18 protein-coding genes and 1 pseudogene are annotated in these 20789 nt (G+C 65.7%); 7 read left to right on the top strand and 12 right to left on the bottom strand.

The features are described from left to right. Nucleotides 1–31: 31 nt before the first annotated feature. Genes secD through tgt form a run of 3 tightly spaced genes read right to left on the bottom strand, consistent with a single transcriptional unit; the run spans nt 32 to nt 3984 of the window. Nucleotides 32–2470 carry a protein translocase subunit SecD gene (gene secD / locus llg_RS12005; RefSeq protein WP_338284908.1) on the bottom strand — a complete coding sequence of 813 codons (2439 nt, stop codon included), beginning with the start codon at nt 2468–2470 and terminating at the stop codon, nt 32–34. A gap of 54 nt (nt 2471–2524) precedes the next feature. Beyond that, on the bottom strand, nt 2525–2857 hold the full coding sequence (gene yajC, locus llg_RS12010; RefSeq protein ID WP_338284909.1) for a preprotein translocase subunit YajC: 333 nt from the start codon (nt 2855–2857) through the stop codon (nt 2525–2527). After that, nucleotides 2854–3984 (bottom strand): tRNA guanosine(34) transglycosylase Tgt, encoded by a 1131-nt coding sequence (gene tgt, locus llg_RS12015; RefSeq protein WP_338284910.1) that lies wholly within the window; start codon nt 3982–3984, stop codon nt 2854–2856. The genes yajC and tgt overlap by 4 nt, the downstream gene beginning before the upstream one ends. A gap of 154 nt (nt 3985–4138) precedes the next feature. On the opposite strand from tgt, the gene llg_RS12020 reads away from it, so the two are divergent. The 3 genes from llg_RS12020 to llg_RS12030 are packed head-to-tail and all read left to right on the top strand — an operon-like array spanning nt 4139 to nt 5676. Beyond that, nucleotides 4139–4630 (top strand): GYF domain-containing protein, encoded by a 492-nt coding sequence (locus llg_RS12020; RefSeq protein WP_338284911.1) that lies wholly within the window; start codon nt 4139–4141, stop codon nt 4628–4630. Nucleotides 4631–4643: 13 nt separating this feature from the next. Continuing rightward, nucleotides 4644–5216, top strand: coding sequence for a DUF4339 domain-containing protein (locus tag llg_RS12025; protein WP_338284912.1), 573 nt, complete (start codon nt 4644–4646; stop codon nt 5214–5216). 4 nt (nt 5217–5220) lie between these two features. Next, nucleotides 5221–5676 (top strand): DUF2752 domain-containing protein, encoded by a 456-nt coding sequence (locus tag llg_RS12030; RefSeq protein ID WP_338284913.1) that lies wholly within the window; start codon nt 5221–5223, stop codon nt 5674–5676. A gap of 258 nt (nt 5677–5934) precedes the next feature. Here llg_RS12030 and llg_RS12035 read toward each other — a convergent pair whose 3' ends face one another. Next, nucleotides 5935–6519 (bottom strand): riboflavin synthase, encoded by a 585-nt coding sequence (locus tag llg_RS12035; RefSeq protein ID WP_338284914.1) that lies wholly within the window; start codon nt 6517–6519, stop codon nt 5935–5937. Between the two features lie 35 nt (nt 6520–6554). Next, entirely contained in the window at nt 6555–8111 is a 1557-nt protein-coding gene (locus tag llg_RS12040; RefSeq protein WP_338284915.1) for a putative Na+/H+ antiporter, read from the bottom strand. Between the two features lie 105 nt (nt 8112–8216). Here llg_RS12040 and llg_RS12045 point away from each other — a divergent pair, with 105 nt between their 5' ends. Continuing rightward, nucleotides 8217–9179 (top strand): thioredoxin family protein, encoded by a 963-nt coding sequence (locus llg_RS12045; RefSeq protein ID WP_338284916.1) that lies wholly within the window; start codon nt 8217–8219, stop codon nt 9177–9179. 74 nt (nt 9180–9253) lie between these two features. Next, complete coding sequence (gene trxB, locus llg_RS12050) at nt 9254–10183, top strand: thioredoxin-disulfide reductase (RefSeq protein WP_338284917.1); 930 nt, start codon at nt 9254–9256, stop codon at nt 10181–10183. A gap of 69 nt (nt 10184–10252) precedes the next feature. Here the strand turns inward: trxB and llg_RS12055 are convergent, their stop codons facing one another. Then, a complete protein-coding gene (locus llg_RS12055) occupies nt 10253–11818 on the bottom strand; it encodes an endonuclease/exonuclease/phosphatase family protein (protein WP_338284918.1) in 1566 nt (521 codons plus the stop codon). A gap of 238 nt (nt 11819–12056) precedes the next feature. Here llg_RS12055 and llg_RS12060 point away from each other — a divergent pair. Both llg_RS12060 and llg_RS12065 read left to right on the top strand, forming a co-directional pair. After that, a pseudogene (locus llg_RS12060) lies at nt 12057–12326 on the top strand (SDR family NAD(P)-dependent oxidoreductase); the annotation flags it as partial. A gap of 93 nt (nt 12327–12419) precedes the next feature. Then, nucleotides 12420–13091, top strand: coding sequence for an oxidoreductase (locus tag llg_RS12065; protein ID WP_338284920.1), 672 nt, complete (start codon nt 12420–12422; stop codon nt 13089–13091). Nucleotides 13092–13612: 521 nt separating this feature from the next. On the opposite strand, the gene llg_RS12070 is transcribed toward llg_RS12065, so the two are convergent. From llg_RS12070 to eboE, 6 genes are all read right to left on the bottom strand, one after another. After that, on the bottom strand, nt 13613–14731 hold the full coding sequence (locus tag llg_RS12070) for a DUF5009 domain-containing protein (protein ID WP_338284921.1): 1119 nt from the start codon (nt 14729–14731) through the stop codon (nt 13613–13615). Beyond that, nucleotides 14728–16881: a PIG-L deacetylase family protein gene (locus llg_RS12075; RefSeq protein ID WP_338284922.1), complete on the bottom strand. Its 2154-nt coding sequence runs from the start codon at nt 16879–16881 to the stop codon at nt 14728–14730. The genes llg_RS12070 and llg_RS12075 overlap by 4 nt, the downstream gene beginning before the upstream one ends. Before the next feature lie 312 nt (nt 16882–17193). Continuing rightward, nucleotides 17194–18006, bottom strand: coding sequence for a TerC family protein (locus llg_RS12080; protein WP_338284923.1), 813 nt, complete (start codon nt 18004–18006; stop codon nt 17194–17196). After that, nucleotides 18003–18422 carry a SufE family protein gene (locus llg_RS12085; protein ID WP_338284924.1) on the bottom strand — a complete coding sequence of 140 codons (420 nt, stop codon included), beginning with the start codon at nt 18420–18422 and terminating at the stop codon, nt 18003–18005. Before llg_RS12085 ends, llg_RS12080 begins: the two co-directional genes overlap by 4 nt. Nucleotides 18423–18607: 185 nt before the next feature. Continuing rightward, nucleotides 18608–19564, bottom strand: coding sequence for a UbiA family prenyltransferase (locus llg_RS12090; protein WP_338284925.1), 957 nt, complete (start codon nt 19562–19564; stop codon nt 18608–18610). Between the two features lie 40 nt (nt 19565–19604). Further along, the gene (gene eboE / locus llg_RS12095; RefSeq protein WP_338284926.1) at nt 19605–20744 is read right to left on the bottom strand and encodes a metabolite traffic protein EboE; all 1140 of its coding nucleotides are present in this window, start codon (nt 20742–20744) and stop codon (nt 19605–19607) included. Nucleotides 20745–20789 lie beyond the last annotated feature (45 nt).

Raw genomic sequence — 20789 nt, forward strand, 5'->3', positions numbered from 1 at the left:
GTCAATGCCGGGCTCAGTTAGTTGAGCGGGCTCAGTTGGTGGTCGGTTTCGCTTCCGTCACCACTTCCGCCTCGATGCCATCGTCGCGGAGCTGGTTGTTCCGGCCGCGGCTCCACCAGAGCACGAACGGCGAGGCGACGAAGATCGAGGAGTAGGTGCCCACCACGATGCCGATGAGGATCACCAGCGAGAAGTCGCGCAGGGCCGCGCCGCCGAGGATCGCCAGCGAGAGCACCGACACCAGGGTGGCGGTGGAGGTCAGGATCGTGCGGGACAGGGTCGAGTTGATCGCCTCGTTCATCACTTCCTCCAGCGTGTGGCCGCCGAAGCTGTGGCGGAGGTTCTCGCGGATGCGGTCGAAGATGATGATGGTGTCGTTGATCGAGTAACCGGCGATGGTCAGGATCGCGCCGACGTGGATCAGCGAGAGCTCGCGGCCCAGCAGGACCACCACGCCGATCGAGATGATGCAGTCGTGGACGATGGCGACGAAGGCACCCACGGCGAAGGAGATCTCGAAGCGGATCCAGACGTAGAGGAAGATGCCCACCAGGCCGAGCGCCAGCGCCATGCCGGAGCTCATCAGGAGACCGCTGCCGATCAGGGCGGAAACCTCCTCGTGGTTCGAGGCGATCTTGTAGATCTCCTGGCCCTTGTCGTCGGTGGTCTTCTCGGCGAGCTTCGGATAGTGCTCGCGGAGCTTGGCGATCACGGTGTCGGTGTCGCGGCTGTCGCAGCGCACGGTGAGGAGGTGACCGCTGGTCGGGTTCGTCTCATCCTGCACGTAGGCGGCCTTGTGCAGGTTCAGGTTGCCCTCGGCGAGGAACTTCTCGGCCTCGACGTTGGAGATCGGCTCGTTGCCCACCAGGAACTGGATGCGGGTGCCGCCGGTGAAGTCGATGCCGAAGGCGCGCTCCTTCTTCCAACCGAAGGCGCCGATGGAGATGATCGTCAGCACGATGGAGGCGACCACGCAGGTGACGCGCTTGCCGAGGAAGTCGAAGTGCTTCGACTGGATCAGGTTGAGGAAGGACAGCTTCTTGAGGATGCCCAGGTCCACGCCCCAGCGGAAGAGCACGCGGGTGGCGAGGATGGCGGAGAACATCGAGCACAGGAGGCCGATGGTCAGGGTGACCGCGAAGCCCTTCACCGTGCTGCTGGCCAGCCAGAACAGGATGATGGCGGTGATGAGCGAGGTGACGTTGGCGTCGAGAATCGCGCTGAAGGCCTTGTCGTAGGCCGCGGAGATCGCGGTCTTCAGGGACTTGCCGGCGGCGAGTTCCTCGCGCAGGCGCTCGTTGATGAGCACGTTCGCGTCCACCGCCACACCGATGGTGAGGACCATACCGGCGATGCCGGGCAGGGAGAAGGTGAAGCCGAACATGGCCATGATGCCGAAGAGCATCACCGTGTTCAGGATCAGGCCGATGATGGCCACGATGCCCGCCACGCGGTAGTAGACCAGCACGAAGAGGAAGGTGAGGGCCAGGCCGAGGACGCCGGACCAGATGCCCTGCTTGACGATCTCGGCGCCGAGCAGCGGGGAAACGGAGCGCTCTTCCTCGACCTTCAGGCCGTTTTCGAGCGGGTTCATCAGGGCGTTGGCGAGGTCCTGGACTTCACCGGGCTTGTCGAGGCCGTCGATCTGGAACTGGCTGCCCAGCGGCACCGTTTTCACGGAGGGGGCGCTGATCACCTCGTTGTCGAGCACGATGGCGATGCGGTCCACGCCCGGCTGCATGTGCTCGGTGAGGGCGATCATCTTGTCGCCGCCCTTGGCGTTCAGGGTGATGGAAACGGCGTCGTGCTGCGTCGGGGAAGGGGTGGCGTGGGCCACATCCGGGCCGCCGAGGGCCACGCGGCGGCTCAGCAGGATCGGGGAGGTGAAGGTCTTGCCTTCGGAGTCCTTCAGCTTCTGCTGGAACACCTTGTAGCCCGGAGGGGCGACCTCGGTGTTCGCGGCGATGGCGCCGACGAGCTCGTTGCTGCGCGGGTGGACCTGGCGGAGCTCGAGGTGGGCCACGCGTTCCAGGGTCTCACGAATCTTCTTGGCCTCCTCGGGAGTCACGCCCGGCATCTGGACCAGGATCTTGTCCTCGCCCTGGGCGGCGATGAGCGGCTCGGAGGTGCCGGCACCGTTGAGGCGCTGCTCGATGACCTTGATGGCCTGCTCGACCTGGCTCTTGGTCACGGAGGTCTTTTCGCCGGTGGTCTCGTCCTCGTGCTGCTGGACGCGGAGGCTGTAGGAGGAGCCGCCGAGGATGTCGATGCCGCCCTTCAGGCGCTCCTTGAGCGGGAAGACGGACACCAGGCAGAGGGCGGTCACTCCGAGCAGGAGGACGGTGCCGACGTTGCGCTTGCGGCGTTCGATTTCAGTGGCGAAGTACCAGACGAACAACACCAGCAGGAGCAGGCCGATGATGAAGAGCGTCTGCGGATCCTCGTAGAACGGGATGGAGGCGGCGAGCATGGATGGAAGCATGGCGGATGGACGCGAAAGGAAATCTAAAGGGGGAAGGGGGCGTTACTTCTTGTCGCCGTCCTTCGGGAACACACGGCCGATGGCCTGCTTGTCGAATTCGACCATGGTGCCCTCGGCGATCTTCAGGACCACGGTGTGTTCCTTCACCGAGTGGACCAGGGCGTGGATGCCGGCGGTGGTGATGACCCGGGAGCCCGGCTGGAGGGAGGCGATGCGCGCCTGCTGCTCCTTCTTCTGCATCTGCTGGGGGCGGATCAGGAGGAAGTAGAACGCCACGACGATGAGCAATGGAGGGATCCAGTTCGCCCCCATGGGATTCTGTCCGGCGGGAGCGTCGGCGGCGAGGAACGAAACAAAAGCAGTCACAAGGGTCATGTCGGATCAGTCTGGGTGTAACGGCGGATAAAGGAGTCCTTGAATTCAAGGAAGTTCCCGGCGGCGATGGCCGCGCGGGCTCCTGCCACAAGGCGGAGGTAGAAATGCAGATTGTGGTAGGAAAGCAACCTCAAAGCCAGTATTTCCCCGGCCCGGAAGAGGTGCCGGAGATAGGCCCGGGAGAAGGCGGAGACATGGGGCGGGGAGGTTTCGCAGAGCGGGCGGTCGTCCCGCTCGTGGACCTTGTTCTTGATCTGGATCGGGCCGTCCAGGGTGAAGGCCATGCCGTGGCGGGCCACCCGGGTGGGCATCACGCAGTCGAACATGTCCACGCCGCGGGCGATCATTTCCAGGATCTGCGGGGGCGTTCCCAGGCCCATGGCGTAGCGCGGCTTGTCATGGGGGAGGAAGGGCACGGCGTTCTCGATGGCGCGGAACATTTCCTCCTCCGGCTCGCCGACGGAGACCCCGCCGACCGCGTAGCCGTCGAAGCCGATGTCGACCAGCTCGCGGGCGGATTGCTCGCGCAGGTCGGCGTAGATCGAGCCCTGGACGATGCCGAAGTGGCGCTGGAGGCCGTCGCCGGACCGCGGCTGGTGTTTTTCCGTCCAGGCCTTGCAGCGGCGGGCCCAGCGGGTGGTCATGGCCAGCGATTTCGCGGCGTAGTCCTTGTCGCAGGGGTAGGGCGGGCACTCGTCGAAGAGCATGGCGATGTCCGAGCCGAGCGCGGCCTGGATCTCCATGGAAAGCTCCGGGGTGAGGAGCATTTTCGAGCCGTCGAGGTGGTTGCTGAAGCGGACCCCCTCCTCGGTGATTTTCCGCAGTTTCGCCAGCGACCAGACCTGGAAGCCGCCGGAATCGGTGAGGATCGGCTTGTCCCAGGTGGTGAACTTGTGGAGCCCGCCGAAATCCCGGATCAGCTCATGGCCGGGGCGGAGCCAGAGGTGGTAGGTATTGCCCAGGATGATCTGGGCCCCGAGCTCCTCCACCTCCCGCGGGTGCAGGGTTTTCACGCTGCCCTGGGTGCCCACGGGCATGAAAATCGGGGTTTCCACCGTGCCGTGGGCGAGTTCCATCCGGCCGAGGCGGGCGGACGATTGGGGATCGGTGGCGAGGACGGAAAACATGCGCGGGGGCGCTGATTACCATGGGATCGCGAACTTCCAAGCCCAACTTGCCGTCCGGTGAAACCGGCGGACCCGGGAAAGGTGACGGATTTCTTACCCGTTTGGCGATGTTAGGGATTGGCCGGGGGCACGTGAACTGCTCACACTGGCCGCGATGGCGCAGTGGCACTACGGCGAAAACGGACAGCAGCACGGACCGGTCGATGACGACGGGATCCGCCAGGCGATTGCCTCCGGACAGGTCCATGCCCAGACGATGGTCTGGCGGGAGGGCATGCCGAACTGGCTGCCGCTCGCGCAGGTGCCGGAGTTGGCCTATCCGGCGGCTCCAATGGGCTACCAGCAGACGCCCTACCCCTACGCCATGCCCTACGGGGTGGTGCCGACCGCGCCGACCAGCGGCCTGGCGATCGCCAGCATGGTGTGCGGGATCGTGGGTTTTTGCATGTGCTGGCTGGCGGTGCTGGGCGGGATCCCCGCCGTGATCTGCGGCCACATGGCGCTCAGCCGGATCAATGAATCCGAGGTGCCCATGGGTGGGCGCGGCATGGCCATCGCCGGATTGATCCTCGGCTACATCGCGATCGGCCTGTCGGTGATCGGCCTCGCGTTCATCGGATTCTCCATCGCTTCCGGTACTCCCTGACTTTTCATCTCCCATGCAGTGGTATTATTCGAAAAACGGCACGCAGCTCGGTCCGATCGGCACCGAGGACATCAAGGCGAAACTCGGCTCCGGTGAAATCTCGGCCACCGACCTGGTGTGGAAGGAAGGCATGGCCGATTGGGTGCCCGCCGGCCAGGTGGGCGAGCTGCGCACCCTGATCGCCACCCCGAGCGCCGCGCCGCTGGGTGGGGCTCCGGTTTCCACGCCGGTGGCTCCGGCTTCGCCCTATGCTCCGCCGGTGGCCGCGACGGCAGCCCCCGGTGCCTATCCCATCGGTGCCGGTTGCCCGAAGGCCTCCACGGCCAAAACCCTTGGCATCTGCGGTCTCGTCTTCGCCCTTTGCTGCAGCATCGTCGGCGTGGTGCTTGGCATCCTCGCTGTGGTGAATGGTAACCAAGCCCAGCAGCAGATCGCACAGAATCCCGCCTGGGCGGCGGATCTGCCGAAGGCGAAAGCGGGTGTGACTATGGGGTGGATCGCCATCGGTCTTGGAGTGGTGTCCATGATCGTCAGCGTCGTGATCAACGTGGGTCGATTCGCGGTTCAGAGCAATCTCCAGCACTGAGGAGATGCCGGACCTCGTCCAGCCGGAGTCCACGCGCGCGTCGTCGGCGTGGACGGCCCGGCTGGGGTCGTTAATGGCTCCGGCGGGCTTGCTGGCGCTTTTGATCGGAATCGCCGTTTCAAAACCGTGGATTGCGGCCAATGCGCCCCAGTGCGTGTTCCACCGGTTGACCGGTTTGGAATGTCCGGGATGCGGTGGCACCCGGGCGTTTTTCGCGCTGTCCCGCGGCGATCTCAGCGCTTCGCTGCGCTACAATCCCTGGGCTTTGGTGCTTGTGGCCGGTCTCGGCATCTGGAGCGCCAAACGGGTGATCCGGGTGTTTGCTCCCTGGAGCCGCTGGGGAGAGCCCTTGGTGATGCGATCCTCCACCCTTTGGGCGATCCTTGTACTTTTGGTGGTCTTCGCTGTCCTGAGGAACCTGCCTTGGTGGCCGTTCACGTTGCTGGCTCCACCGGCGTGAGCGGAGGGGGAGCTTGGGTTCAGCCCTGAAAGGGCGTCATGCGATAGCCCGGGGCAACGCCCCGGTGTTAGACGTGAAGGGGGGGGCGAGCCCTGAAAGGGCGGGATGACGAGGGGGATGCGGCTTCTTGCCCCGACATTCCGCCCTTTCAGGGCTCGGCCCTCTGGGCATTCGGGTCCCAGGGCGATGCCCTGGGCTATCGCATGACGCCCTTTCAGGGCTGGCTTGAATGGCGATTCACCCCGGTATTGCCCCGGATCAGCGCTTCACCAGCCGCTCGACGTATTTCGCCAGCAGGTCGGCCTCGAGATTGACGCGCTGGCCGGCTACGCAGGCGTGGAGGTGGGTGTGGGCGTGGGTGTGCGGGGTGATCCAGAACACGGCGCTGGATTCCTTAAGCTCGGCGATCGTGAGCGAGATGCCGTCGATGCAGGCCGAGCCCTTGTCGATGCACAGGCGGTGGATTTCCGGTGGCAGGGCAACCTCGAAACGGTGGTCCTGGCCGTGCGGTTCCAGGGCGATGATGGTGCCGGTGGCGTCGACGTGGCCCTGCACGAAATGGCCGCCGAAGCGGGAGGTGGCGAGCATGGCGCGTTCGAGGTTGACCTCCGAACCGGCCTTGAGATCGCCCAGCGAGGTGACCTTGAGCGTTTGCATCAGCACGTCGAAGACGGTGCCTTCCGGCAGCAGCTCGGCGACGGTGAGGCAGCAGCCGTTGATGGCTACGGAATCGCCGAGGGCGAGTTCGGCTTGGAACGGGATGCGGACGAGCAGCCGGGCCTGGTCGCCGCGGGATTCGAGCGAGACGACGGTGCCGGTGGATTCAACGAGGCCGGTGAACATGGTGGGAAGAAAGCACTAAATTCTAAATCCAAAATTCAAAACGGACGATGGGCTGCCGGTGGCGGATTTTCGGGTGCGTGGGCGCTTTTGTCGGGGATGAGCATGAAGCACATCGCGACGATGATCGTGGGCAGCAGCGCGGCGGCGAGGAGCTTGAGCGGCGAGACGCCGTCGCCGAAATAGCGGGCCAGCAGGGCTTGGCCAGCCGGGTTGGGGGCATTGGCAATGACCGTGAGGCCGCCGCCGGTCACAGCTCCGGCGAGCACGGCGTATTTCAGGGCCGGGGTCAGTCCATCCACCTGGCTGGCCAGGAAGGTGATGGCGGCGTTGTCGTTGAAGGAGGTCAGGATCGTGGAGCCCGCGAACAGCGGCCACTCGGTGAGGCTGGCGATGATCGGCTGGAGCCACCAGCCCTGGAGCCCGCCGTGGACCACCAGCCCGCCGAGGAAGAATCCGACGAGGATGGGGCCCTTCAGCGAGATCGGGTTCTGGTGGTGCTGGGTGGCCTTGGTGAAGGCCAGGAAGAACAGGAAACCGCCGATGAACAGCGGCGGGTAGTGGGCGAACACCACCGTCGCCAGCATGAACAGCAGGTGGGTGAGGGTCACGAAGAACGGTACCGGATTGTCGCGCTGGGTCCAGTCCGCGATGCCATCGCCATCCAGGTCCGGGACCTGTGCGGCCATGGCTTTCAGGTCCTTCCGGAAAAACGCGAAGTAGGCGGCGGTGGAGAGCAGGATCGCCAGCACCGCCTTGTCGCCGTAGTGGACCAGCATGTGGCCGGTGGTGAGGTTCCATTTCTGGGCGACCATCAGCACCGGCGGCGCGGCGAAGTTCGTGAGCACGCCGCCTACCGAGATGTTCACGAACAGCAGGCCGAGCGTGCCGTAGGCGAAGACCGGCCGCGGTTTCAGCCGGTAGAACTTCCGGCCCAGCAGGATCGCGGCGATCGTCATCGCGCCCGGCTCGGTGATGAAGGAGCCGAGGATCGGCGCGATGACGAGGATCGAGAGCCACCAGGCGGCGGGTGATTCCTTGCCGAAGCGGGCGAAGAACCGCAGGCAGCCCTCCGCGAACCGCAGCACCGGCCGGGTGGAGGCCAGTGTCATGATGATCACCACGAACAGCGGCTCGGTGAAGTTCACCCCCATCATGTAGCCGGTCACGGCGGCGGGGCCGTGCATCGCGGCCATCGCTCCCAGCAGCACCAGCACCCAGATGCCGAAGATCGCCTCCACCTCGCCGAGGAAATGGAGCATCGTGCCCTTGAAGGACACCCGCTTCAGGTGGTCGGGGTCGCCCTTCACCTTCTCGTCGTGCTCATGCTGGACGCGGTGGGCGTATTTCGTGATCGGGACGGCGACGAAGGTGTGGAGGATCGCCAGCACGAAAATCACGGTGGCCACCACCAGGAACGGCTCCTCGTGGGCGCGGAAGGCGATCCGTTCCCCGATGCTGGTGAGGCCGCGGGCGGTTTCCAGGGTGGGAAACGCCTCCGCTTTCTCCAGGAAGGCGGGTTTCGCGGCCTCCGCCCCGGCCGCCGGCAGCGCGAGGGAGCCGGTCAGGAGCAGGAATCGGTGGAGCAGCCGCATGGCCGGATTAAACGCGCGGCATCCTGCCCGGGCAAGGGCAACCGGCCTGGTGAGCCTCCGCACTTGGAGCTTGGAAGACGCCGCGGCGCTTGCACACTGCCCGGCATGATTCCATGGCTCCGGCTGTCCGTCCTGCTGCTCCTGTTCCTGCCTTCCTGTGCCCGCGTGGGCTCCCTGGTGAAGGGGAAAAAGGGCCCCGATAAGTCGGAGAAGCCGTTCGGGCCGAGCGGCATCCCGCCGGAGCTGCGCGGGGCTCCGGCCACCACCACCGTCACCGGTGGCACGCCGGTGGTCGCGGGTGGCAATGTCGTTGCCGGGCCGGTGGGCCACACCTCCGGCATCACTCCGCCGGACCAGATCCTGTGGACCGATGCCGACCACCCGGAGAAGGGCATCCCCGAGCTGGCCACGCTGATGTCCGCGCCCAAACGAGGGTTGTGGGAGGACAATGAGACCTTCGCCCGCCAACTGGCCGTGCGCGAGGGCAAGCCGCTGCTGATCTGGTTCACCGATTCCCAGCACAGCCCGGGGTGCAAGCAGCTCTCGGCGGAGCTGTTCGACAACAAGAACTTCGAGAGCTGGGCGAAGGAGAAGTTCGTCCGTCTGCGGGTCGACGGTTATCCGCGGGTGAAGGACCCGGGAATGTCCATGGACGATGCCGCCGACAAGGAGGCCCGGAACCGCGAATACGCCGCGGAAATGAAGAAGCGCTACAAGGTGCTCGGTTACCCGACCCTGCTCGTCCTTTCGTGCAGCGGCGACGTGATCGGCCGCTACAAGGGCTACAAGGGCGGGGACGGCGACTACACCTGGGGCCTGCTCAAACAGGGCGAGGGTCTGGCGGCGAAATCCTGCAAGGACTGGCGCGACGGCCTGATGAAGAAGGGCTACCGCGAATGGCAGGACCGAAGCGGGAACAAGGTATTCGCGAAGCTGGCCTCCTATTCGAAGGGGACGCTGGTGTTCGTGGAGCCGGATGGCCGCCGCTCGAAGACCAGCGAGACCCGGCTTTCCGACAACGACCGGGACTGGATCAAACAGCAGAAGGCCCTGCGCGGGATCGAGTAGGCGCGGCTCCGGCACTCGTCGCTTGCCAGCGGGGCGTTCCCGGTGGAATCTCCGCCGCTCCCGTCCCAAGCTTTATGGAAAATGTCATCATCATCGGCACCGGATGCGCCGGTTACACCGCCGCGATCTACACCGCCCGCGCGAACCTGAACCCGCTCCTGCTCTCCGGCACCCAGCCCGGCGGCCAGCTCACGACCACCACCGAGGTGGAGAATTTCCCCGGTTTCCCGGAAGGGATCCAGGGCCCCGAGCTGATGATGAAGATGCAGCAGCAGGCCGAGAAATTCGGCGCGCGCATGGCCTGGGCCACCGTGAACTCCATCGAGCGCCGCGCCGACGGCACCTTCAAGCTGAACTGCGGTTCCGAGACCTTCGAAACCAAGACGATCATCGTCGCCACCGGTGCCGCCCCGCGCCACCTCGGCCTGCCGAATGAGAAGACCCTGATCGGCCACGGCCTGACGTCCTGCGCCACCTGCGACGGTGCCTTCTACCGCGATGTGCCGGTGGCCGTGATCGGCGGCGGCGACAGCGCGGCGGAAGAGGCCACCTTCCTCACCCGTTTCGCCAGCAAGGTCTATCTGATCCACCGCCGCGACGAGCTCCGCGCCTCGAAAATCATGGCGGAGCGCGCGCTCGCCAATCCGAAGATCGAGCCGGTCTGGAACTCCACCGTCACCGAATACCTCACCGACGAAGCCGGCGAGGTCCGCGCCGTGACGCTCAAGAACCTCGTCGATGGCGGCGAGAGCGAGCTGGAAGTGAAGTGCGTGTTCGTCGCCATCGGCCATGTGCCGAACAGCGCGTTCCTCGGCGACCTCGTCGACAAGGACGAGAACGGCTACATCCTCCAGGTCGGCGGCAAGACCGAGACCAAGACCCCGGGCCTCTTCGCCGCGGGCGACGTGGCGGACCACTACTACCGCCAGGCGATCACCGCCGCCGGCCAGGGCTGCGCCGCCGCGCTGGAAGCCGAGCGCTACCTCGCCGACCAGGAAGGTTGAGCTGCCTGTCAGTCTTTTGCGAAAAACCCGCGCCGGACTCCGGCGCGGGTTTTCTGTTTCAGGGGGCGTTTACGGGTTGAACTGGAAGGTCACCAGAATCGAGGCGTGGTCGCTCGGCCAGGTGTTGTCGCGGGTGGCCGTGATGGAATCGCCGTAGACATAGCCGCTGTGCTCGACCGGGGTGGTGAACGTCTGCGCCGCCACGGGCGTGACGCCGGTGCCCTTGTGGAAGACGAAGTCGATGCGGTCCTGCGGTTCGTTCGTGCTGCTGTAGAGCGGGGACCAGGTGATGAAGGGCTGGGTGACCGGGTTCGGGGAAACCTGTCGCACGGAGTCGGTCATCCCCGCGTCGGTGACCGCCTTGGTTGCGGGCCACACCACCACCTTGCCGTAATGGGCGGAGGCGTTCGCCGCAGTCCAATCGAGGTGGGAGGGGCAGTTGAAGTCGCCGGTCAGAAACACCGGCGTGGTGTTGGCCGCCGTGAGGTAGCTGGAGATGCCGGACAGGATGGCGGCGATCTGTTCGTCGCGCTGGGACTTGAGTTCCTCGGTCAGCACGCTGGCGTTGGTGGAGCCGGCCAGCTTCGCGGCATAGGGGCCGTAGTAGAGGTAGTCGAGGTGGGTGTTGACCAGCACCACCTCGCGCAGCGGCGAGGTGCAGATCCGGATGCGCACGCCCTTCGCCACGCCCGCGGTGAAGGTGTCGACGATCGGGTAGCGGCTGGCGATGCCGGAGTCCCCCGCGCCGGTGGGGCTGTAAAACCAGCCGAGCTGGTTGGCGATGGTCTGCACCTGATAGGCGTTCGAGCCGCTGACGTTGTCCACGGTTTCCTGGGTGCCGATGATGTCGGCGCCGGAGAGGATCACGGAATCGAGGCCCTTGTTCTGGCCGTCGTTCATCTGCCCCCAGCCGTGGAAGAGGTTGTAGGACATCACCTTGATCTGGGAGACTTGCTCCTGGCCGGTGGCGAAGACCGGGAGGGTGAGTGTGGCGTTGGTCGAGTTCCCCAGCAGGTCGGTGGCTTTCACCACGAAGTTGTTGGTGCCACTGTCGCCGGCGGACGGGGTGCCGGTCAGGTCGCCGGAGGAGGACACCGAGAGCCACGCCGGACCGGAGACCTTGGAGAAGGTGAGGGAATCGCCCGCGTCCGGATCATAGGCGTAGGCGCTGATGCGGCCGGTGTAGGCCGTGGCCTGCACCGCGTGGCGCAGGGAGAAGGGGGACGCCAGCCACACCGGCGGCGTGGGGCCGCCGACCGGGGTGACGCTGAAGGTGGCGGGGCCGGCGAGGATGCTGTAGCCGTTGTTGGCGAGGAACCAGGCCTTGTAGTTGCCGGGCGGGAGGTTCGCCGCGTTCGGGAAGGTGACCGATCCGCTCTTCAGGTTTCCGGACGGCGTCTGGGTGCCGTTGGTGTAGAGCCACGTCAGGTAGGTGCCGGTCGAGGGAGTGGTGACGGTGGAGGGGAAGATGCCGATCCAGTCGTTGCTGTTGCCCGGACCTCCGCTGAAGGAGGCCACGATCGGCGTGTTGGCCGGGTAGCTGGATTGGTTGAGGGTGATGCTCTTCGGCGCGGCCGTGGCGACGCCCGACAATGTTAGAACGCAGCTCGCTGCGAGGATCAGGGTTTTTATCATGGCTCCTTAGCGGAACCCGGAACACTCACGTGGGACAACGGGCATATTCGTCATGGAGGTGGCAATATCGTCATCATTCCCGTGGCCCTCATCGGTATCTGTTAGATCGGATGGACGGGTGGGAGGAACGTCCTTCCCCGGAAGAGCGGGCGGTGGCGTGTTTTGCAAATGGTTTGGCGTCATCGGCGATTTCGGGGAAATGCCTCCGATGCCAAGGTGGTTCCGTCACACCACTCTCATGAACGCAACCACCCGCAAGCCCGTCGCCCTCGTCACCGGAGCATCGTCCGGCATGGGGAAGATCATTGCCAGCCGCCTCATTGAGAAAGGCTACCATGTCATTGCCGCTGCCCGCCGCACGGAGCAGATGGCCGGTCTCGAACGGCTCGGAGCCACCATTGTCCACATGGACCTATCGAAGGAGGAGAGCATCGAAACCGCGGTGACGGAGATCCTGGCCTCGTTTGGCTCCGTTGATGTCCTCGTGAACAACGCCGGTTTCGGTCTCCAGCCGAGTTCGTTTTTCCGCGCCTTCAACGAATGGACCGGGCAGACTCCGGAGCAGGTCCGGAATCCCACGGCCGGATAATCACCTCATCCCATGAACCCGTCCGACATCATCGAACCCACCGCCCGCAGGATCGTCATCGCGGGGGCGAGCGGACTCGTCGGCGGGCATCTGCTCGCCGGGCTTCTCGCCGATCCCACGGTGGTGGAGATCCACCTCCTTGCCCGTCGCGAGATTCCTCTCCGTCATGACAAGATCCGCCTGCATGTGGTGGACTTCCGTGACCTGCCCGAGCTCCCGCCGGTGGATGAAGCCTATCTCGCCCTCGGTACGACCATCAAGGTGGCGGGCAGCCGGGACGCCTTCCGCGCGGTCGATCTGGAGGCGAACCTGGCGGTCGCGAAGGCCGCGTTCGAGACGGGCGCCCGCAGGATCGGCCTGGTGAGTGCCATGGGTGCCGACAAGGAATCCTCCGTGTTCTACAACCGCGTGAAAGGCGAGTTGGAGGTCGCGCTGCGCGATCTTCCCACCGATGCCACCGTGATTGTCCGCCCGTCGCTTCTGCTCGGCGACCGCAAGCGGCTGGACCAGCCGCCCCGTCTTGGGGAAGCGCTGGCCACGCTGGTCATGAAGCCCCTCGGGTTCCTATTGCCCCGTGACTACCGCCCGGTGGAGGCCGGGAAGGTCGCCCGTGCCCTGCTGGCGGAGGTGCCGCGTGCCATGGGATGGCGGGTGATGGGTTCGGGGGAGCTGCAGGGCTATTGAACGGAGCGCATGGGGATCGGTTCCATCCACGTCCTTGATGAGGGGACGCCGCTCGCGTCCCTGCCGGGACGCCTTCAGATGGCGTGTTCTCGATCCGGTGGTTTCACCCTGATCTTTATACACATCTGGCGCGTGTCTGCGGAGTAGCGGAAGTGGTGACACTTCCGGTTGGGCAATTCCGCGCTGACCTTCCGACGCCATGACTCTCGATCTTCCCCGGGGAGAATTTTGGATCCCGAAGGGATCGCAGCTCCGGTAGCCGGTGGTTGAGGAGCCTTGGCGACGACACCACCGGACCGCCCGGATCAGGAAATGCACCCCGAAGGGCGTGCCAGCCATGCACCCCGGCTCCGCGGGTGGAATGGAAAATGGAATTCCGCTGGCCTCCGAACTCGGCTGCGATCCCCTTCGGGATCGAATGACCCTTTCGGCCCCACCGGAGGTGTCGTCGCCAAGGCTCCTCAACCTCCGGCTACTTGGGCTGTCATCCCCTTCGGGGATACCGAGCAAGGATCAGGGTTTCACACCCGCAGGAAGATCTTCCGGCGATAGAGGAAATAGAGGACCATCCATTCCAGCAGCAGCACGCCGCAGGCGAGGACCACCGGGGCCGCGTCGCCGCAGGCGGTGGCGAGACGGCCGAAGAGGAGCTTGGCGGGCTGGCTGAAATCGAAGAACCGCGTGAGCAGGTAGATCGTCAGGGCGTTCATGCCGATCATCCGCAGCGGCAGGGTCCAGCGCTGGAGTTTCGCCACGTCGATCACCGCGAAGAACAGCGCGAACACCATCAGCGAGATGCCGGTGGCGAGCAGGTCGAAGGTCGGCGTCCACAGTGCCTTGATCGGCGGATAGCCCGCGTGCCAGCACAGCCAGCCCGCGGCGGCGACGGCGGCTCCTGTTAGAAACACCATCCCCGCCGCCCGCCAGGTGCATGCGTCCGGTTTCCGCAGGAACGATCCGAGCACGGAGCCGGAAAGCGTGAGCGTGGTGGCGGAGAAGATGCATAGCAGGCCCTCGGGATCGAAGGTCTTGCCGTTGAGTTTGCCGGGGACGAGCAGCCGGTCCAGCCAGGCGTTGATCGCGCCGGTCTTGCTGAGATCACCCGCGCCGAATTCGGGCACGGGCACCAGCAGTTGGAGGATGGTGACGATGCCGAGGATCGCGGCGATGCAGGCGAGTCGACCCTTCGTGCCGCGCACCATGAGGTTGACGGTGGCGGCGGCTCCCCACGCCAGACCGATCTGGCCGAGCACGCTCAGCAGCCGCGGCGGCCCGGGTTGGTCGGAAAGCAGTCCGTTGTAGAGCATGCCGAGAATCACCAGCACCAGCGTGCGGACGGCGATCTTTCCGGCGAGCCGGGCCTTCGAGTCGCCGCGGGCGAGCCGCGATTCGAACGAGAACGGGATCGCCACCCCGGACAGGAACATGAACAGCGGGAAGATCAGGTCGTAGGCGTGCAGGCCTTCCCAGGAGACGTGCGAGAGTTGGTCGGCCCAGCTTTCCAGCCACGGGGTCTTCTGCCACGCGGCGAGCTGGCGGACGAGAACGTTGGCTCCGATGATCCAGAGCATGTCGAAGCCGCGCAAGGCATCGAGCGAGAGCAGGCGCGGCGGTTTCGGGTCGGAAAGCGTGTCGGTCATTCGAGGAGGGTGACTAAACGGTAGAAGCAGCGGGGAGTTTGCGCGGGGAAGGGAACTTCCTTCCAGGAGCCATCGGCATCGCCCTGCCAGGCCGGGGTCCAGATGGCGAGATCGGTGGAAGACTCCAGCCGGTAGCGGCGGTGGAGCCCGGCATAGCCGGTGCCGGCGGCGGGGCGGGTGGGGAACTTCACCGTGCGGGCGGCGAGGTCCACGGCCAGGGCGGGCGCGTCCGCGGTCTCCGGAGCGGTGCCGGTGATGTATTCCGTGAGAGCGTCTGCGCCGTCGCGATCGAGATCCGCGTGCGGGGCCAGGGTGCCGGTGAGAGGCGAGTGGAGTTTTTCCCAATCGTCCGGCAAGCCGTTTTCATCGAGGTCCAGGTTGAGGTTCTCCAGGAAATCGCGCTTCGCCCAGCCGGTGTAGATGGTGCCGTTCACGGTGAAGGCCGGGGCCACGGTATCGGTGCCGACCTTGGAGGAATGGAGTCCCCACAGCTCCGAAGGGTGCGCGTCCCAGGTGCTCTGGACCTCGCCGGTGAGATAGGCGGTGGAGACATCCGGCTTGCTCTGGGTGACGTGGAAATCGAGGCCGGTGTTCGTGACCTGGCGGGGTGTGAGGCCGGCGAGCTCCGGGAAGGCGGTTTCCCAATGATCGTGGAACAGGCGGTTCTGCGGCCACTCGTGGAGGTAGAGCTTCTTCACCTGCCACGGCGGCAGCCCTTCCAAATCGGTGGCGGGGTCCGCGGCCAGCGTGTAGGCGTCGATGGTGGCGAGCGCGGTGGCGATGTGGTTCTGGTGGCCGTATTCGCCGGCGGTGCTGTGGGTCACCACGATCTCGGGCCGGTAACGGCGGATGGCGGTGGCGACGAAACGCGCGGCCTTCACGCGGCCCTCGGCGATGCCGATGCCATCGACCACGCCATCCGCCCACACGTCCCACGTTTCATTCACGGTGGAGGTGGGCTTGTCCCGGAAGCGGCCGAAGATTGGCTGGCAGCGCTGGCCATAGGCCCAGAGGGCATTGCGGAGCTCCGCCTCGCGGACGGGCGGGGCCAGCGAGTTGTCGCCGCTGGTCATGCTCAGGGAAACGACGGGCAGCTTCTTGACCTGGGTGTAGTAGGGGTAGGTGCCGCCGAAGAAGATGCCCTCGTCATCCGGATGGGCGTTGATCACCAGCATCGCGGCCTTGGCGGGGCGGGGTTGCCAGGCCTTGCCGGATTCGTTCGCGCGCGGGTTGCTGCCGAGGCGGTATTCCTCGCTGTTGGGCAGGCCGTCGTGGTCGGGATCGCCGTCCGGGCCGTTGTCTGGGTTCAATGATCCGTTGTCGCCGTAATCGAGGCCATAGAGGCCTTCCCATTGGTCGGGCAGGCCATCGTGGTCGGCGTCCGCGTTCGGGTCGGTGACCAGCACGGCGGTGATGAGCGTGCCCTTGTTCGAGGTGCCGGTGGCGGGGACGATGGAGACGCCGTTTTGGAATTTCAGCGTGCCAGCGGCGGCGGTGATCGTCGCGCCGCTGGCGTAGCTTGAAAACGTCGCCGCGCTGGTGACGGCGTTGCCGCTGTCCTCGAGCCAGAGCTGCCCGCGCGGGGAAACGGTGACGGCGATGCCATTGAGGCGGCGGGTGGAAAGTCCGGACAGCACCTCCATCCGGCCATTGAGGATCTCGATGGCGGGGGACGGGCCTTCGCCGTGGATGTAGCCGCATTGGAGGCGCGCGCCGCCATCGATCCGCAGCGTGCCGCCGCTGCCGGTGGAGGCCTGGCCGAGGCGGATCGAATCGCTGGTGCTGAGCCGCGCGCACCACAGGCCCGGCATGTCCGGGGTGCCGGTGGTGAAGGTGAGGGTGGCGCGCTTGCCATCGCCGGTGCCGATGAAGAACCGGTTGTAGGCGCCGGTGCTGGTCTGGGTGCCGATGAGGGTGGCGGCCTGGTCGAGATTCCACACCGAGGACAGCCCGCCATTGAAGGCGAAGTCCGCGGGCGTCCGCGAGACACCGTCCGGAAACAGGAAGGGCGTGGTGCTGGCCGGGACGGTGGCGGAGGTCTTCCACGCCGCGGCTCCGGTGAAGCTGAGGTTCTCATACTGCGCCGCCACGGCGGTCCGACCGGCCACGAGGGCGGTACACAGGACGACAACCGGGCGGGGGGACGGCATGATTCAATACCAGTTCCTGAAATCGCCGAAAGCTGACCGGATGTCAGGCGGATTTTTTGGCTACGCATCGTAGCTGCGTTGGTGACAACGCAGGCTGGGTGGATTCGCGGAGGTCCGCGCACGTTCCATTCGCCTTGGAAGGACAGAGGGGAGAAAGGCGAGGATAGGTGAGCGGATGGGGATCGGAGGGAGGGCGTGGATTTGCCCCGCCGGAAGTGTCACCACTTCCGCTACGCGGAGCTTTCAGCTACATCGAAAAAAGCCCGGGGGAGCGCCCCGGGCCTTTTGGAAAAAGCGGCGTGTTCGTGCCGGTTAGATCTCGGCGGCGGCCGGAGCCTTGTGCTTCGAGCGCAGCTTGAGGTTGAGCAGCTCGACGGCCAGCGAGAAGGCCATCGAGAAGTAAATGTAGCCCTTCGGAAGGTGGAAGTGCAGGCCTTCCGCGATCAGCGCGGTGCCGATCAGGATCAGGAAGGACAGCGCGAGCATCTTCACCGACGGGTGCTTCGAGACGAAGTTGCTGACCGCGCTGGAAGCCAGCATCATCACGCCGATGGAGATCACCACGGCGGTCATCATCAGCGACACGCGGGTCGGATCGTTCACCATGCCGACGGCGGTGATCACCGAGTCCAGCGAGAACACGATGTCGATCACGGCGATCTGCACCAGCATCGCGCCGAAGCTGGCCGCGGCCTTCTTCGTGGCGCTCTGCTCCTCCTCGCCGTCCAGCTTGTGGTGGATTTCCTTCGTGGACTTGTAGATCAGGAAGCCACCCCCGACGAGCAGGATGAGGTCCTTCACGGAAACCCCGAGGCGTCCGCCGTGCGCCGCGGCATCCGGCATCATGTCCCAGAGGGTCGGGTGCACGGAGAAATGGAAGAACGGATCCTTCAGGCCCATGATCCAGGTGATCGAGAGCAGCAGCAGCAAGCGCGCGATCATGGCGAGACCGAGGCCGAGCAGGCGGCCCTTTTTCCGCTGCTCTTCCGGCAGGCGGTCGACCAGGATCGAGATGAAGACGATGTTGTCGATGCCGAGGACGATCTCGAGCAGGCTGAGGGTCAGCAGCGCTCCCCAGGCTTGGGGATCGGAGAACCAATGGAAGTCCAGGAGCGAGGCAATCATGCTTGGTTGGCGAAGTGCAGGGCGCGTTGTTTCATTTGGGTGGCCATCAGGTTGAGGGCATTCGCGCGGGTCGGCGCGAGGTGCTCCTTCAAGCCGGTCTGGTCGATGTAGGAGAGATCGGCGGTGAGGATCGCATCGGGCGTCTCGTCATCGAGCACCCGCACGAAGAGGGCGATCATGCCCTTGGTGATCACCGAATCGGAGTCCGCGAGGTAGCGGACCTTGCCGTTTTCGAATTTCGCGTCGAGCCAGACCTGGGACTGGCAGCCCTTGATCAGATGGGCCGGGTCGCGGGAGTCCTCCGGCATCGGGGCCATCTTTTTCCCGAGGCCGATGACGTATTCGTAACGCTCGGTCCAGTCCTGGAAGAGGCCGAGTTCGTCGAGGAGTTCCTGTTGCTTGGCGGCGATGCTCATGCGCGGGAGGGTTTTCCCCCGCCCGCCGGATTTCCGCAACCCCGCAGTTCCGCCGTGGGAATTCCGCGGGGTTTTGGAATCGGTAGTAGCGCTGGGCTTGGCCCGGCGTGTTTCTGGCGGCACGAAGGTAAAAGGATCCGCCCCAGCCGGTCCGCTTCATCCCACACGCGAAGCCAAGCTTCGCGCTACGTCGCCGAGGCCACGCCCTGCAAGCGCCGCCCGGCCATGAAGGCGAGGGCGGGCAGGACCAGCGTGTTCATCAGGATCGGGTAGGTGAACACGCTCTCACCGGCGGGAACCATCGCCATCGCGATCGGCAGCGAGGCCATCCATTCCACCAGCGGGATGCCCGCCAGGAAGCCGGACACCGTGACCGGCACCGAGTGGCGGCGCACCAGCAGCGGGATCGACCACGCCAGGAACGGCACCAGGCCGACCAGCGCCAGCAGCGCGTGATCGCGCAACCACCAGCCACCGATCAGCACCACCGGCATGAACAGCAGGATACGGGCGAGCCGTTTGGCCGCTACCGGCGGATTCGGGACGCTCTCGTAGCGGGCGTTCAAGGACAGCCCCATGATGTAGCACAGCAGCCCGGCGGTGTGGACCGCGATCAGGCTCCAGGCGTGGCCGCTGAGGGCAAAGGGGTGGGGCTTGGAAGTATCCACCATCACCGCCAGGAATCCCATCACCGGCAGCAGCGCGCGGCACAGGCCCATCGGGATCACCGGCCACACGGCTTTCTTGTGCCAGCGGGTGTAGATCACGATCAGCACCGCGATGGCGGCCGCGACCACCGCCGCGGGCACGCTGATGAGGAAGGCGAAAACCACGCCGAGGCCGATGAAACGGATCGCGCGGAGCTGGTAGGACAGCGGGGTGAACAGGCCGCTGGGCAGGGCCCGCTCCGGACGGTATTTCGCGTCCCACTCGCGGTCGTGCCAGTCGTTGAAGAAATTCCCGCCGATGTAGAGCAGCACGCCGGAGAGCGCCAGCACCGCGCCCTTGATCATGAGCGCGCGCGGGTCATCGGCCCCGCGCAGCCACACGGCCAGCGCGATGCCGAGCCAGACATTGGAAATCACGCTCGGCACGTTCGCGATCCGCGCGGTGGCCAGCCAGCCATGGAGTTTCGAATTCATCCCTCTTCTCTTCTAACCAATAACCTCTAACCAATAACCCTTAACATTCTTCCATCACCCAGCGGTATTCCGCCGCGATCTGCTCCACCACCGGGCGATGCAGGTTCCGGGGCAGCACGCCCCAGGTGTAGGTCTCGATCTCGTAATGCGTGCACGCGTCCGGGTGGTCGCGGCGCCAGGCGAGCACGTCCCGCACCTGCTGGCGGGTGGAGCGCAGCGGCGGCGCGGGCTCGGCGTCGAGCGGGATGTGGAAATGGACGCGCCATTCCTCCGCCTCCGTGCCCCCGCTTTTCCGCGCGGCGAGGGCGTCGGGGAGGTCGACGAAGCGCTGGATGCCGCCGTCCGCGTGGCGGGCGAGGACCTGGTGGAAATACACCGGCTCATCGAAGGCGGCGAGCGCGGCCACGGCCTCACGATCGCGCGGGTCGAGCGCGAGGGCGGAGGAGAGGTGGATCTTCGAGATCCGCAGGCCGGCGGCCACCAGGGCATCGAGCGAAGTACGGGCCTCCTCGTACTGAAGTGCGAAGTGGCAGGCGTCGTAGTTGATGCCGAGCCGCCGCAGCAGCCGCGCCGGCTCCGGCGAGACGGCCTTCATGCGCTCGAAGAACGCCAGCGTTTCCGCGGTGTTCTCGAAGTGGCCCAGCGGCTCCGGTTCCAGCCCGAGGTGGAAGTCGCGGCCGGTCTTCGCGGCGAGGTCGTCGAGAAACACGGCCAGCTCCTCCAGGTGGGCGAAGATCGGGGCCTCCTCCGCGTGGAAGGTCTTGTGGGAACCGGGCAGGGTGGACACCGAGCCGTCCACGCCCTGCGGCAGGATTTCCGCCAGGATGGTGAAGAGGCGCTTGGTGTAATCGAGCCGCTCGCGGGTGGTCCAGTCCGGCTGGAACACCTTCTCCTTCACCCGCGTGCCGTGGAAGTCGCCGTAGGGGAAGCCGTTGATGGTGAAGACGTAGGCGTTTTCCTCGTCCAGCCAGCGCTTGAAATCGGCCAGCCCGGAACCTTCCAGCAATTCAAGGGAGGCGCGGGCGGACAGCCGCAGGCCGATGGCGTAGGGCTCGCCCTTTCCGCCCACCGAGTCCCGCACCGCCATGGCGTGGGAGGAGATCGCTGAAAAGGTGTCCGCCCAGCTTTCCGCCGGATGGATGTTGGTGCAGTAGGCCAGATGCCCGGAACCGAAACGCATGCCACAGGGTGGGAGAGGATTCCCGGGGCGGCAAGCGCGGGAATG

Origin of the sequence: Luteolibacter sp. LG18 (genome assembly GCF_036322585.1) — a bacterium.
Taxonomy (GTDB): domain Bacteria; phylum Verrucomicrobiota; class Verrucomicrobiia; order Verrucomicrobiales; family Akkermansiaceae; genus Luteolibacter.

What these genes read in the sequence shown, in the direction of transcription:
- secD (WP_338284908.1), bottom strand. Translation starts at nt 2,470, where the DNA reads ATGCTCGCCGCCTCCATCCCGTTCTACGAGGATCCGCAGACGCTCTTC.
- yajC (WP_338284909.1), bottom strand. Translation starts at nt 2,857, where the DNA reads ATGACCCTTGTGACTGCTTTTGTTTCGTTCCTCGCCGCCGACGCTCCC.
- tgt (WP_338284910.1), bottom strand. Translation starts at nt 3,984, where the DNA reads ATGTTTTCCGTCCTCGCCACCGATCCCCAATCGTCCGCCCGCCTCGGC.
- llg_RS12020 (WP_338284911.1), top strand. Translation starts at nt 4,139, where the DNA reads ATGGCGCAGTGGCACTACGGCGAAAACGGACAGCAGCACGGACCGGTC.
- llg_RS12025 (WP_338284912.1), top strand. Translation starts at nt 4,644, where the DNA reads ATGCAGTGGTATTATTCGAAAAACGGCACGCAGCTCGGTCCGATCGGC.
- llg_RS12030 (WP_338284913.1), top strand. Translation starts at nt 5,221, where the DNA reads ATGCCGGACCTCGTCCAGCCGGAGTCCACGCGCGCGTCGTCGGCGTGG.
- llg_RS12035 (WP_338284914.1), bottom strand. Translation starts at nt 6,519, where the DNA reads ATGTTCACCGGCCTCGTTGAATCCACCGGCACCGTCGTCTCGCTCGAA.
- llg_RS12040 (WP_338284915.1), bottom strand. Translation starts at nt 8,111, where the DNA reads ATGCGGCTGCTCCACCGATTCCTGCTCCTGACCGGCTCCCTCGCGCTG.
- llg_RS12045 (WP_338284916.1), top strand. Translation starts at nt 8,217, where the DNA reads ATGATTCCATGGCTCCGGCTGTCCGTCCTGCTGCTCCTGTTCCTGCCT.
- trxB (WP_338284917.1), top strand. Translation starts at nt 9,254, where the DNA reads ATGGAAAATGTCATCATCATCGGCACCGGATGCGCCGGTTACACCGCC.
- llg_RS12055 (WP_338284918.1), bottom strand. Translation starts at nt 11,818, where the DNA reads ATGATAAAAACCCTGATCCTCGCAGCGAGCTGCGTTCTAACATTGTCG.
- llg_RS12065 (WP_338284920.1), top strand. Translation starts at nt 12,420, where the DNA reads ATGAACCCGTCCGACATCATCGAACCCACCGCCCGCAGGATCGTCATC.
- llg_RS12070 (WP_338284921.1), bottom strand. Translation starts at nt 14,731, where the DNA reads ATGACCGACACGCTTTCCGACCCGAAACCGCCGCGCCTGCTCTCGCTC.
- llg_RS12075 (WP_338284922.1), bottom strand. Translation starts at nt 16,881, where the DNA reads ATGCCGTCCCCCCGCCCGGTTGTCGTCCTGTGTACCGCCCTCGTGGCC.
- llg_RS12080 (WP_338284923.1), bottom strand. Translation starts at nt 18,006, where the DNA reads ATGATTGCCTCGCTCCTGGACTTCCATTGGTTCTCCGATCCCCAAGCC.
- llg_RS12085 (WP_338284924.1), bottom strand. Translation starts at nt 18,422, where the DNA reads ATGAGCATCGCCGCCAAGCAACAGGAACTCCTCGACGAACTCGGCCTC.
- llg_RS12090 (WP_338284925.1), bottom strand. Translation starts at nt 19,564, where the DNA reads ATGAATTCGAAACTCCATGGCTGGCTGGCCACCGCGCGGATCGCGAAC.
- eboE (WP_338284926.1), bottom strand. Translation starts at nt 20,744, where the DNA reads ATGCGTTTCGGTTCCGGGCATCTGGCCTACTGCACCAACATCCATCCG.